Annotated in this window: 12 protein-coding genes; 5 read left to right on the top strand and 7 right to left on the bottom strand. The window is 69.5% G+C overall.

Features of this window, described 5'->3' with window-relative positions:
* Nucleotides 1-95: 95 nt before the first annotated feature.
* Nucleotides 96-812: an envelope integrity protein Cei gene (gene cei, locus ACFWV3_RS42065; protein ID WP_382419556.1), complete on the top strand. Its 717-nt coding sequence runs from the start codon at nucleotides 96-98 to the stop codon at nucleotides 810-812.
* Nucleotides 813-1,243: 431 nt separating this feature from the next.
* On the opposite strand, the gene ACFWV3_RS42070 is transcribed toward cei, so the two are convergent.
* Nucleotides 1,244-2,038 carry an inositol monophosphatase family protein gene (locus ACFWV3_RS42070; RefSeq protein ID WP_382419557.1) on the bottom strand — a complete coding sequence of 265 codons (795 nt, stop codon included), beginning with the start codon at nucleotides 2,036-2,038 and terminating at the stop codon, nucleotides 1,244-1,246.
* Nucleotides 2,039-2,154: 116 nt separating this feature from the next.
* Between ACFWV3_RS42070 and ppgK the strand changes: the two genes are divergently transcribed.
* The 4 genes from ppgK (at nucleotide 2,155) to ACFWV3_RS42090 (ending at nucleotide 5,696) form a co-directional block, all read left to right on the top strand.
* Nucleotides 2,155-2,916, top strand: coding sequence for a polyphosphate--glucose phosphotransferase (ppgK, locus tag ACFWV3_RS42075; protein WP_382419558.1), 762 nt, complete (start codon nucleotides 2,155-2,157; stop codon nucleotides 2,914-2,916).
* Between the two features lie 239 nt (nucleotides 2,917-3,155).
* On the top strand, nucleotides 3,156-4,487 hold the full coding sequence (locus ACFWV3_RS42080; protein WP_382419559.1) for an RNA polymerase sigma factor: 1,332 nt from the start codon (nucleotides 3,156-3,158) through the stop codon (nucleotides 4,485-4,487).
* A gap of 80 nt (nucleotides 4,488-4,567) precedes the next feature.
* The gene (locus ACFWV3_RS42085; protein ID WP_382419560.1) at nucleotides 4,568-5,137 is read left to right on the top strand and encodes a nucleotidyltransferase family protein; all 570 of its coding nucleotides are present in this window, start codon (nucleotides 4,568-4,570) and stop codon (nucleotides 5,135-5,137) included.
* Nucleotides 5,138-5,516: 379 nt separating this feature from the next.
* On the top strand, nucleotides 5,517-5,696 hold the full coding sequence (locus ACFWV3_RS42090) for a hypothetical protein (protein WP_231642793.1): 180 nt from the start codon (nucleotides 5,517-5,519) through the stop codon (nucleotides 5,694-5,696).
* A gap of 72 nt (nucleotides 5,697-5,768) precedes the next feature.
* Here the strand turns inward: ACFWV3_RS42090 and ACFWV3_RS42095 are convergent, their stop codons facing one another.
* The 6 genes from ACFWV3_RS42095 to ACFWV3_RS42120 all read right to left on the bottom strand — a co-directional run bounded on the left by ACFWV3_RS42095 (nucleotide 5,769) and on the right by ACFWV3_RS42120 (nucleotide 12,647).
* Nucleotides 5,769-6,923 carry an ROK family protein gene (locus ACFWV3_RS42095; protein WP_382419561.1) on the bottom strand — a complete coding sequence of 385 codons (1,155 nt, stop codon included), beginning with the start codon at nucleotides 6,921-6,923 and terminating at the stop codon, nucleotides 5,769-5,771.
* A 4-nt stretch (nucleotides 6,924-6,927) separates the two neighbouring features.
* On the bottom strand, nucleotides 6,928-8,358 hold the full coding sequence (locus ACFWV3_RS42100) for a sugar ABC transporter permease (protein ID WP_382419562.1): 1,431 nt from the start codon (nucleotides 8,356-8,358) through the stop codon (nucleotides 6,928-6,930).
* A gap of 20 nt (nucleotides 8,359-8,378) precedes the next feature.
* Nucleotides 8,379-9,152: an ATP-binding cassette domain-containing protein gene (locus ACFWV3_RS42105; RefSeq protein WP_382419563.1), complete on the bottom strand. Its 774-nt coding sequence runs from the start codon at nucleotides 9,150-9,152 to the stop codon at nucleotides 8,379-8,381.
* 73 nt (nucleotides 9,153-9,225) lie between these two features.
* Nucleotides 9,226-10,350, bottom strand: a complete 1,125-nt coding sequence (locus tag ACFWV3_RS42110; RefSeq protein WP_382419564.1) for a sugar ABC transporter substrate-binding protein — start codon at nucleotides 10,348-10,350, stop codon at nucleotides 9,226-9,228.
* Nucleotides 10,351-10,679: 329 nt separating this feature from the next.
* Nucleotides 10,680-10,853 (bottom strand): hypothetical protein, encoded by a 174-nt coding sequence (locus tag ACFWV3_RS42115; protein ID WP_382419565.1) that lies wholly within the window; start codon nucleotides 10,851-10,853, stop codon nucleotides 10,680-10,682.
* Between the two features lie 108 nt (nucleotides 10,854-10,961).
* On the bottom strand, nucleotides 10,962-12,647 hold the full coding sequence (locus ACFWV3_RS42120) for a DEAD/DEAH box helicase (protein ID WP_382419566.1): 1,686 nt from the start codon (nucleotides 12,645-12,647) through the stop codon (nucleotides 10,962-10,964).
* Nucleotides 12,648-12,659 lie beyond the last annotated feature (12 nt).

Below are 12,659 nucleotides of genomic sequence, written 5' to 3' on the forward strand. Positions count from 1 at the left end.
AGGCCGGTGCAGCGGGTCACGCACGTCGGTGCGCGCAACAGCCGGGCAGGGCCTAGGCTGATCACAGGGGACGGATCACGGGGAGGACTTCGGACGTGGGATCCGCATCGGGGAGCTTGACGCCTTACAAGAGGCGTCGGCCCGTGCCCGCGCTCGTCCTGTTCGCGGTGCTGTTGGTCAGCTCCGTGTTCGTCTGGGTGAAGGTGCTCGGCAGCGCGGGCGACGTGGACGCGGCCATCAGGTGCAACGCGCCGGGCGGCGTGACGGCGTCGTCCACCGCGGCAGCCGACCCGGCCGCCCCGTCGACGGCGCCGCCCCCTCCGCTGGGCACGGTGCTGGAGCACGACGCGCTCGACCGCACCACGCCGGTGCCGGTCGGCGAGGTCAACTTCAAGGTCGTCAACGCCTCGACGCAGCGCAACCACGCCAAGACCGTGGCCACGCAGCTCACCGAGCTGGGCCTGAAGCAGGCGGCCGACCCCGGCAACGACCCGATCTACCCGGCGGGTGACATGGGCTGCCGCGGCCAGCTCCGCTTCGGCGCCCCCGGCGCGCAGGCCGCGCGGACGCTGTCGCTGCTGGAGCCGTGCCTGGAGCTCGTGCGCGACGACCGCCAGGACGCCACCGTCGACGTCGCGGTCGGCAAGAAGTTCGACGAGGTCAAGCCGAACGGCAACGCCCGCAAGGTGCTCGACCAGCTCACCGAGTGGGCGGCGCAGCAGCCCGAGCAGCAGGGCGGCCAGGTCGCGGCGCCCACCCCGCCGACGCTGAACCCGGACAACCTGGCCGGCGCGCGCGAAGTGACCTGCTGACCCCGCTTGTGCTTCGGCCCCCCGCTTCGGCGGGGGGCCTTTTTGTGGATGGACGACGTCGTCAACGTCGACGTGGCGTCAACGTCGATGTGGTCAATGTGGCGTCAACGTCGACTGCAGCGGTCAACGTTGATCCTGCTCGTCAATGTTGATTGCCCCAGTCAACGTTGATTCGACGTTGACGAGGTTGACGCGGGGTCGACGATGCCGGTCAACGTTGACGCGACCAGTCGACATCGACGCGACGTTGACGCATCGACTCGACCATGACGGTGTTGACGACAAGGTTGACGACGTTGACTTGAGCTTGACGACGTTGACGCGAGGGTTGACGAGGTTGAGCCCAGGTTGACGTGTTGATCCGGGGCTGACGTGTTGATCCGAGGTTGACTGTGTTGATCCGAGGTTGACGGCGTTGAGTCCGGGTTGACTCAGACCTTGCCGAAGCCGCACTCCACCAGTGCGCCGTACATGGCGTCGGCGATCCCAGGCGTCGCGGCGAACGTCGCGTCCTCCCCCAGCTCCGGCGACGATCCCGGCAACCGCACGACGGCACCGGCCTCGGCGGCGATCAACCCGCCGGCCGCCCAGTCCCACCGGCCCAGTGCGTGCTCGGCGTAGGCGTCGAGCCGCCCCGCCGCCACCGAGCAGAGGTCCAGCGAGGCCGCGCCGGCCCGGCGCAGGTCGCGGACGCGCGTGGCCATGCCCGCCCATGTGTCGGCCTGGCGCTGGCGCCGTTCCGGGCGGTACGCGAACCCGTACCCGAGCAGGGACAGCGACAGGTCGGTGGTGGCGGAGACGTGCAAGGGCTGGCCGTCGAGGAAGGCGCCGTGCCCGCGGGCGGCCGTCCACACCCGGCCCGTCGCCGGTTCCACCACGGCGCCCGCCACGGACTCGCCGTCGAGCTGCGCCGCGATCGACACCGAGTACCAGGGGATGCCGTAGAGGTAGTTGACGGTGCCGTCGATCGGGTCCACGACCCAGGTCAGGCCCTCGACGACGGTGCCGCCCTCCTCCTCGCCGAGCACCGGTTCGCCGGGACGCAACTCGGACAGACGCGTCCGGACGAGTTGTTCTGAGGCGCGGTCGGCCTCGGTGACGACGTCGGTGGAGGTGCTCTTTGTGTCGAACGAGATGACGGCGGAAGCGCGCATGCGCTGAACAAGCGCTCCCGCTTCACGTCCGATGGCTGTGGCGATGTCGACGAGCGGCCGGGGATCGAACACGACCGGTTCCCTCCTGCGTCACTAGCACGGGACTATCGGACGACGTCAGGCTAATGTCTGCGCACCACGTGTACTGAATCGAAGCCAGCAGGATCGAGTAGGAAGGACCACGGGGAATGGGCATCACCCGCGGGTTCGGTGTGGACATCGGCGGCTCCGGCGTGAAGGGCGGCCTGGTCGACCTCGAGGCAGGAGCACTGGACGGCGAGCGCATGCGGATCCCCACGCCTCAGCCCTCGACGCCGGAGGCGGTCGCGGAGGTGGTCGCCGAGATCGTCGAGAAGTTCCAGTGGGACGGTCCTGTCGGCGTCACGCTCCCGTGCGTGGTCAAGCACGGTGTCGCCCTCAGCGCCGCGAACGTGGACAAGGGCTGGATCAACTGCGACGCGCAGACGCTGTTCGCCGAGCGCTTGAAGCGCAAGCCGGAGGACATCGTCGTGATGAACGACGCCGACGCGGCCGGCATCGCGGAGATGTCGTTCGGCGCCGGTGTCGGCAGGAACGGGTCCGTGGTGCTGCTGACGTTCGGCACGGGCATCGGCAGCGCGGTGTTCCTGGACGGCAAGCTCGTCCCGAACACCGAGTTCGGCCACCTCCAGGTCGACGGCCACGACGCCGAGAAGCGCGCGGCGGCGTCGGTGAAGGAGGAGAAGGACCTCTCCTGGGAGGAGTGGACCCCTCGTGTCACGCGGTACATCAACGTGCTCGAGGACCTCATCTGGCCGGACCTGATCATCGCCGGTGGCGGCGTGAGCAAGAAGGCGCACAAGTGGTTGCCGTTGCTCAACGTCCGCACGGAGGTCGTCGCCGCCGCGCTGAAGAACGACGCGGGCATCGTCGGTGCCGCCTGGGCCGCCGCGCACGGCGTCCGGCCCTGAAGATGGTCACCGCGACCATTCGACACCGAAACGTGTCCGACCCGCCTTACTCGATCTAGCTGCGAGAACGCAGGTGAGAGCGCCTCGAATGACCTCGGGGCGCAACACCGCGTCACCGACGTCGTTACAATGGAACGCACACCCGCCAAGCAAGATCGGCGGGGAGATCCCCTGAACTCTGGCGACCGAGGTTTCGCGCCCTCTGGTCCGCCTTGAACGACCGTCGCGAAAGGGCGTACGTGGCAGCCGCAGAAACCGCAACCCGACGCTCCAGCTCCGCCGCGAGCGCCGCCAAGACGACCAAGGCGACCGCGGCCGGTGAGGCCGAGGAGAAGCCGAAGCGCAAGACGACCGCTGCGGCAGCGAAGAAGCCCGCAGCCAAGGCCGCCGGCGCCAAGACCCCGCGCAAGCCGGCCGGCAAGGCCGACCCCGCCGCGAAGGGCGCGACCAAGAAGGCCGACGGCGACGAGCCGGAGGACATGGAAGGCGCTCCCGGCGCCGAGGACTTGGTCGAGGACGTCGAGATCGTCGACGAGCCGGTCGTGGACGAGCCGGAGGAGGCGGAGGACCCCAAGAACGAGGGCGACTTCGTCTGGGACGAGGAGGAGTCCGAGGCCCTACGCCAGGCGCGCAAGGACGCGGAGCTCACCGCCTCGGCCGACTCCGTCCGCGCCTACCTCAAGCAGATCGGCAAGGTCGCCCTCCTCAACGCAGAGGAGGAGGTCGAGCTCGCCAAGCGCATCGAGGCCGGTCTGTACGCGGCCGAGCGCGTGCGCCGCTCCGAGGAGGAGCAGGAGAAGCTCACCCCGCAGCTGCGCCGCGACCTGCGCTGGATCGTCCGCGACGGCGAGCGCGCCAAGAACCACCTGCTCGAGGCGAACCTCCGCCTCGTCGTGTCGCTGGCCAAGCGCTACACCGGCCGCGGCATGGCGTTCCTGGACCTGATCCAGGAGGGCAACCTGGGTCTGATCCGCGCGGTCGAGAAGTTCGACTACACCAAGGGCTACAAGTTCTCCACGTACGCCACCTGGTGGATCCGGCAGGCGATCACCCGCGCGATGGCCGACCAGGCCCGCACCATCCGCATCCCGGTGCACATGGTCGAGGTCATCAACAAGCTGGGCCGCATCCAGCGCGAGCTGCTCCAGGACCTGGGCCGCGAGCCCACCCCGGAGGAGCTCGCCAAGGAAATGGACATCACGCCCGAGAAGGTGCTGGAGATCCAGCAGTACGCGCGTGAGCCCATCTCGCTGGACCAGACGATCGGCGACGAGGGCGACAGCCAGCTCGGCGACTTCATCGAGGACTCCGAAGCCGTCGTCGCGGTCGACGCCGTGTCGTTCACGTTGCTGCAGGACCAGCTCCAGTCGGTGCTCGCGACGCTGTCCGAGCGCGAGGCGGGTGTCGTCCGGCTGCGCTTCGGCCTCACCGACGGCCAGCCGCGCACGCTGGACGAGATCGGCCAGGTCTACGGCGTCACGCGGGAGCGGATCCGCCAGATCGAGTCGAAGACCATGTCGAAGCTCCGCCACCCGTCGCGCTCGCAGGTCCTGCGCGACTACCTCGACTAGGTCATACCCGGACATACGCACGGAGGCCCGCACCGGTTCGGTGCGGGCCTTCCGCGTGCCGGGGCCACGGGAGCCCGGGGATGGACGAAGACGCGCTGTGCGAGGCGCTCAGGCGCAACGACGTGCTGGTGGAGGTGCTGCGCCGGGCCGCGGTGCTCGACCTGCCCGGCTGGTACCTGACCGCCGGGTGCGTGGTCCAGACCGTGTGGAACGTGGTGACGGGCAGGCCGCCAGGCGAGGGCATCGAGGACTACGACCTGTTCTACTTCGACGGCTCCGATCTCGGCTGGGACGCCGAGGACGCGGTGATCCGGACCGGGGCGCGGGTGTTCGGGGACCTGCCGGCGGTCGTCGAGATCCGCAACGAGGCGCGCGTGCACCTCTGGTACGAGGACCGCTTCGGTGTCCCCTGCCCGCCGTACACCTCCACGGAGGCGGCCATCGACTCGTTCGCGGCCACCACCTGCTGCGTGGGGGTCCGACTCACAGGCGACCGGTGGCACGTCTACGCGCCGCACGGCCTCGACGACGTGTTCGGTCTCGTCGTCCGGCCCAACCCGGTGCTCGCTCCGCGTGCCGTTTACGAGACGAAGACGCGGCGCTGGCGGGAGCAGTGGCCCGCGCTGACGGTGCTGCCGTGGTCCACATGATCACGCTCTCGCGTCCGAATCGTGGGACGTTCGTGACCTGTTCGCTGCGGGCGGACAAGGGCAACCGATATCACACTCCCGGCCGCACGCAACCGACCGAACGGCCCGAACGTGCTGCTCCACCAGCGGGTTTCCGGTCGCTCAGCGTACGTGTCAAGACGGTGAACCGGTGGAGAACGCAGGTGTGAGCCTGCTGCAGGCGGGTAAATCGCAGAGTGACGCGAGTCGCCACGCACACGGGAACACTGACTATCGCCAGAACGTCTGTCAGAGTGGAGCCAGCGAGCACCGCGCACCAACCCAGGGGCGCTGTGGTCGCAGCTTGGTAAGAGGGCACCGAAACACTTGGTTCCGGTGCTGGGACGGAGGGAGATTCATCATGACTGCAGCACTCACCCGCCCCGAGTTGACCGCTGCCGACCGCTGCGACCGCTGCGGGGCTGCTGCCCAGGTTCGCGCCTTGCTCCCGTCCGGGGGCGAGCTGCTGTTCTGCGGGCACCACGCTCGCGCGCACAGTGAGAAGTTGCGCGAACTCGCTGCTGAGATTCAGCAGGGCTGACTTCCACCCCACCTAGCCGCTCGGGGCGGGGATCCGCGAGGATCTCCGCCCCCTTCGCTTCTCCAGGGGTTGCTAGAGGGCGTCCAGGACCGGTTCGAACGCCAGCTCCGCGGCGCCGACCAGCTTCGCGTCCCTGCCCAGCGGCGAGATGACGACCTGGGTCCCGCCGACCGCGCGGGAGACGAGGCTGCGCTGCTGCACGGCCGCGCTCACCGAGTCGACCACGGACGCGGGCAGCGCCGTGTAGAGGTCGCCGAGCACGACCATCTCGGGTCCCAGGACGTTGACGATGTTCGCAAGGCCCAGGGCGAGCCAGCCGGCGAACTCGTCGAGCACCGACGGGTCGTCCAGTGCCCGTAACGCCGCCACGACCGCACCGCGCGGAGCGTCGTCGGGCAGGCCCAGCGCCCGGCACAGCGCCGGTTCGCCGACCTCGGTCTCCCAGCAGCCGTCACAGCCGCAGTAGCAGCGGTGACCGCGCGGGTTGACCACCATGTGCCCCAGTTCGCCGACGTAGCCGCCGGACCCGCGCAACGGCTGGCCCGACAGGATCACGCCGCCGCCGACGCCGACGTCCGCGGAGAGGTAGACCATGTCCGAGGACTGCTGCGCCGCACCGCGCACGTGCTCGGCCAGTGCGCCGAGCTCCGCGTCGTTGCCGACCTGGACCGGCAGCTTCAGCACCGTCTCCAGGCGTTTGCCGAGCGCCACACCGGTCCAGTGCAGGTTCGGCGCCTCGTGGACGTGTCCGTCGGCGCGTCGCACGACGCCGGGCACCGAGACCCCCACCCCCACCGCGGTGGCGTCGAGGTCGTCGGCCATGAGGCGCGCCGACTCGACGATGTGCGTGATGACCTCCCCCGGATCACGCGTCCGGTGCAGGTTCCAGCTGTCCCGTCCGAGGATCTCCCCGCCGAGGCCGACGAACCCCATGGCCACGTGCTCCACCCGCACGTCGATCGCGATGACGACGGCGGCGTGCGGCTGGGGCAGGACCAGCAGGGACGGGCGGCCCGCTCCGCTGCGCAGAGCGGGCACGCGTTCGGCGACCACGCCGGCCTCGGCGAGGCCGTCCACCAGGGCCTTGATGGTGCTGCGGTTGAGCCCGAGCTCAGCCGCGAGCGACGCCCTGGTGGACGGTCCGTCGATGTGCAGGCGGCGCAGCAACGCCGTCCTGTTGTGCCTGCGGATCTCGTCGGGACGGGTGCCGGAGGTCGGTCCGGTCACCTCGTCAGCGTGCCGCGGTCGCAGCCCGGCGGCGGGACAGCGCGTCGACGCTCGCGGCGAGCAGCAGGACCAGGCCGGTCACGATGAACACGACGGCGGCGGGCTGCTTGAGCAGGCCCATGCCGTTCTGGATGATCGCGAGCACCGCGCCACCGATCACCGCGTCGCGCAGGCGGCCCTTGCCACCGAACAGCGACGTGCCACCGATGACGGCCGCACCGACCGACAGCAGCAGCGTGTTGCCGCCACCGGCGTTCGGGTCGACCGAGCCGACCTTGGACGAGTACACGATGGCGCCGATCGCGGCCGCCGAGGAGGCGATCACGAAGACGGACATCCGGATGCGCTCGACGTTGATACCGGCGCGGCGGGCGGCTTCCTTGTTGCCACCGACGGCGTAGACGTGGCGTCCGTAGCTGGTGCGGTCGAGCACGAACGTGCCGATCACGAGCAGCACCAGGACCAGCGGCACCACGTACGGCACGCCCTCGATCACCACGAGGTTGCTCGGCGCCCGGTTGAGCGAGAGCGCGTAGGTGATGACCGCGGCCAGCACCGCGAGGGCACCGATCTTGCCCAGCACCAGCGACGTCGGCTGGGCCACGAGACCCTTGCGCAGCCGCGAGAAGTGCCGGGTGAGCACGACCGCCGCGTAGCCGCCGACGGCGATGACGAACAGCGCCCACGAGCCCACGAAGTTCAGGTTGCCGTTGGCGACGTTGAAGATCGTGTCGTCACGCAGGCCGAGCGTGCCGCCGTCGCCGATGAACTGCAGCACGACGCCGCCCCAGACGAGGAACAGCGCCAGGGTCACGACGAACGACGGGATGCCGACCCGCGCGACCAGGAAGCCCGTGATGGAGCCGATGGCCGCGCCGACGCAGACCGCGAGCAGCATCTCCAGCCAGGCGTTGGCGGGGATGCCGACCGCGGCGATCACCAGCGCGATGGCCGAGAGCGCCGCTCCCGCCCAGATCTTCATGATCACGGCGAGCACGATCGCGAGCACCAGCAGGCCGCAGAACACGTAGAACACCGTGTCGCCCATGCCGCCGAGCAGGTTGCCGTTGTTGATCAGGTGCAGCGCCATCACCGCGGCGGTCACACCGGACGCGGTACCGGCCGACAGGTCGATCTCGCCGAGCAGCAGCACGAACACCAGGCCCATCGCGATGATGGTGATGCTGGCGCCCTGCTGGAGCAGGTTCGCGAGGTTGCCGAGGGTGAAGAACGTGTCGGACAGCGCGCTGAACACGATGAGCAGCACGACGAGCCCGAGCAGCGCGGGCAGCGAGCCGAGCTCACCGCCGCGGACCCTGGCCCAGTAGTCGCGGACGGCCTCGCCGGTGGACTGCGACGTCGTGTCGATGCCGAAGTCGGAGATGGCGCCCTGCGGAGGGGTGTCCTGCGCGGGCGTCTCGGTGGTGTTGGTCATGCTCGCCTCTTCGGAACTCATCAGATCGTCGCCGCCTCGGGGCGGGCGATGCCCAGGTCGCCGGAACGACCGGCGGTGATCAGCTCGACCACCTGGCCGTGCGTGACGTCCTTCGACCCCACGACAGCGGCCATGCGCCCGAGGTAGAGGCACGCGATCTTGTCGGCGACCTCGAAGACGTCGTTCATGTTGTGGCTGATCAGGACGACGCCCAGGCCCTGCTCGGCGAGCCGGCGGACCAGGTCGAGCACCTGGCGGGTCTGCGCCACGCCGAGGGCCGCGGTGGGCTCGTCGAGCAGCACGACCTTGCTGTTCCACAGCACGGCCTTGGCGATCGCGACGGTCTGGCGCTGGCCGCCGGACAGCGACGAGACCTGCGTGCGCACCGACTTGACCGTGCGCACGGACAGCGACGCCAGCGTCTTGCGCGCCGCCTGCTCCATGTCGGTCTCGTCGAGCAGGCCGCTCTTGGTGCGCTCCCTGCCGAGGAACATGTTCTGGACGATGTCGAGGTTGTCGGCCAGCGCGAGGTCCTGGTAGACGACCTCGATCCCGAGCTCGGCAGCGTCGCGCGGGCCCTTGATGTGCACCGGCTCGCCGTTGAAAAGGACCTCACCGGAGTCGGTGGGGTGGATGCCCGCGATGCACTTGACCAGCGTCGACTTGCCCGCGCCGTTGTCGCCGACGAGGGCGGTGACCTCGCCTGGGTTCACGACGAGGTCGATGTCGTGCAGGACGTGCACGGGACCGAAGCTCTTGTTGATGCCGCGCAGCTCGAGAATCGGCTCGCTCACTGGTTTTCCTCCGTGGTTACCACGCGTCTGGGCGGGGTGCGCAGGTCCGCACCCCGCCCAGACGCACGCGGTCCTACTTGATGCCGAGCTCGGTGCAGGCGGCCTGGGTGGCGGCCACGCAGATCTCCGACGCCTTGACGAAGCCGGCGTCGACCACGGACTTGACCTTGTCCTTGGTGATCAGCTGGGCGGTGAGCAGCACGGACTTGACGTCGCGGTTGCCCTTCGTGTCCTTCGTCGTGCCCGACGCGAGCGCGTCGGCGGCGGCGGTGTCGCCCTTGGCGAGGGCGGCGGCCAGCTTCGCGGCGGCCTCGGCCTCGTCCTTGATCGGCTTGAAGACGGTCATGTACTGCTCACCACGCAGCACGGCCTGCAGGCCGTCCGGGGTGGCGTCCTGACCGGTGACCGGAACCTTGCCGTTCAGGCCGACCTTCTTCAGGATCGTGATCACAGCGCCGGCGAGGCCGTCGTTCGCGGCGACGACGCCGTCCACCTTGCCGCCGTTGGAGGTCAGGATCTGCTCGAAGACCTGGCCACCCTTCTGGTTGTCCCAGTTGTCGATCGGCTGGGACTGGACCAGCTTGAGCTTGCCCGAGTCGTAGAGCGGCTTGAGGACCTTCTGCTGGCCCTCGTGGAACAGGGTCGCGTTGTTGTCCGTGGGCGAGCCCTCGATCTCGATGACGTTCGCGCCCTGCGGCGAGGCCTTCATCGCGTCCGCGAGACCCTGGCCCTGCAGCTCGCCGACCTTCACGTTGTCGAACGACACGTAGTACGACGAGGAGCCGTTGAGGTTCAGGCGGTCGTAGTCGATGACCTGGATGCCCTGGGCCTGCGCCTTCTTGGCGACGGAGGCGCCGACCTCGCTGTTGGGGGTCGCGATGATCAGGACCTTGACGCCGGCGTTGATCATGCCGTCGGCCAGGGTGCTGAACTTCTGCACGTCACCCTGCGCGTTCTGGATGTCGGGGTCGAGCCCCTCCTTCTTCAGAGCCGCGTCGAGGAGCGGCTTGTCGAAGCCCTCCCAACGAGCGGAGGAGGCGGTCTCAGGAAGGATCACGCCGACCTTCGTGCCCCCGCTGCTGCCAGAGTTCGAGTTCGAGGTTCCACCGTTGCCGGAGGACGTGTTGGCACCACATGCCGTAACCGCCAGGGCGAGGCCCGCGGTGACGGCGATGGAAGCGAGGCTCTTGCTGCGCATCCGCCATCCCTTTCACTGCGCTGTGTCACAGAGAATGTTGTGGCGCACAACGTATGCCGGACATATGCGTGACCGGAACCACACTGGATCGATTAAGTCGCAACGATGCGGTAACCCTGGCGAAATTTAGTCACCGAGAGTTGTGAGAGCGTTACCTCGGCGCTACTGCATCCAGTCGCGATATATTGGATATCGCTTGCGGAGTGCACCTGCCCGTCGTCTCCCGGTCATCTCCAGAGTGGACGGAGGACGGTCGGCAGGGAAGCCGCCGAGAGGCTGGCGCTCGGGCTTGAAGCGGAGGCGGAGCGGTACGACCGCACACGGCCGCCCTATTCCGGCATCGGGATCCTGGCGCGGCCGGTGCACGCTGCCGGGCTCGTGGTGCTGGGTGTCGAGCGCATGGCGGAGTCCGCCCGCGCGGGCGGCGTGGAGATCGCGACGTCGAGGCCCGGGACCCGGCCGGCCGGCAGTTCGACGCCGTCGTCGCCGGTCAGTCGTGGCACCGGGTCGAGACCGACGCCGTCGACGGCCGGTTCGAGACCCAGTACGACACGGACACCGTCGCCGTTACCCGAAACTGATATATCGGATATCGGCTGCCCGGCACCTCGCTACCAGGACCGCAGGGTCGCGATCCGTTCCTCGAGCTGCTCGATGGTGGCCATCGCGGTCGGCGGGCCACCGCAGTACTCGCGCAGCTGGTTGTGGATCTTGCCGTGCGGCTTCTTCGTGCGGTGGTGGTGCATCGCGACGAGGGTGTTGAGCTCCTTGCGCAGCGACGTGAGGCGTTCCTGCACGCCGACCGGCCTGGCCTCGCGCACCGCCGCCTCCGGCTTGGGGCGCTTGGCCGCCATCGCCATCTGCTCCTCCTGCCGCTGCAGCAGCAGGGTGCGCACCTGGTCCGGCTCCAGCAGCCCCGGCAGGCCGAGGTACTCCTGCTCCTCCTCGGAGCCCGCGTGGGTCGGTGCGCCGAACGACGACCCGTCGAAGATCACCTGGTCGAGCTCGGCCGTGGTGCCCAGGGCGGTGAAGGCGCGCTCGTCCTCGCCGGGCTCGTCCTTGGCCTGGTTGGCCGCGGCCATGAGCTCGTCGTCCCAGCCGTCCTTCTCGCGGTGCGGCTTGCCCAGGACGTGGTCGCGCTCGGCCTCCAGCTCGGACGCGAGCTGCAGCAGCACCGGCACCGACGGCAGGAACACCGTGGCGGTCTCGCCGGGCTTCCGGTTGCGCACGAAGCGGCCGACGGCCTGCGCGAAGAACAACGGCGTCGACGACGACGTGGCGTACACGCCGACCGCGAGCCGCGGCACGTCGACGCCCTCGGACACCATCCGGACCGCGATCATCCAGCGCTCGTTCGTCGCGGAGAACTCCGCGATCTTGCCGGACGCCTTCGGGTCGTCGGAGAGGACGAGCGTGGGGATCTGGCCCGTGACGCGCTGCAGCACCTGCGCGTAGGCCTTCGCCACGGTCTGGTCGGTGGCGATCACCAGGCCGCCGGCGTCGGGCAGGCCGTTCTCCCGCTTCTGCGTGAGCCGCTGGTCGGCGGCGCGCAGCACGGACGCCATCCAGTCGCCGGCCGGGTCCAGCGCCGTGCGCCACGCCCGTGCGGTCTGCTCCTGGGTCAGCGGCTCCCCCAGGCGCGCGGTGTACTCCTCGCCCGCGCTGGTCCGCCACGACGCCTCACCGGAGTACGCGAGGAACAGCACGGGCCGGACGACGCCGTCGCGCAGCGCGTCGGAGTAGCCGTAGGTGTGGTCGGCCTTCGACGTCTTGAACCCGCCGTTGCTCTCCTCGTACTGCACGAACGGGATCGGCGAGTCGTCGGAGCGGAACGGCGTGCCGGTGAGGCACAGGCGGCGGGTGGCGGGCGTGAACGCCTCGCGGATCGCGTCACCCCACGACTTCGCGTCACCTCCGTGGTGCACCTCGTCGAGCAGCACGAGCGTCTTGCGGTTCTCGGTGCGCACCCGGTGCAGCGTCGGATGGGCGGCGACCTGCGCGTACGTCACGGCCACGCCGTGGTAGTCGCGGGAGGTCATCGCGTTGGTGTTGCGGAAGTTCGAGTCGATGTGGATGCCCTGCTCGGCGGCGGCCTTGGCCCACTGGTGCTTGAGGTGCTCGGTGGGCGTGACGATCGTGACGGCCTCGATCGTCCGGTCGGCCAGCAGCTCGGCGGCGACGCGGAGCCCGAACGTCGTCTTGCCCGCGCCGGGCGTGGCGACGGCGAGGAAGTCCTGGGGCTTCGCGGCGAGGTACTTGGTCAGCGCCCTGCGCTGCCATGCCCGCAGCGGTCGCATTGCTGCTGTCGC

The sequence above is a fragment of the Lentzea sp. NPDC059081 genome, assembly GCF_042738015.1.
Classification (GTDB): domain Bacteria; phylum Actinomycetota; class Actinomycetes; order Mycobacteriales; family Pseudonocardiaceae; genus Lentzea.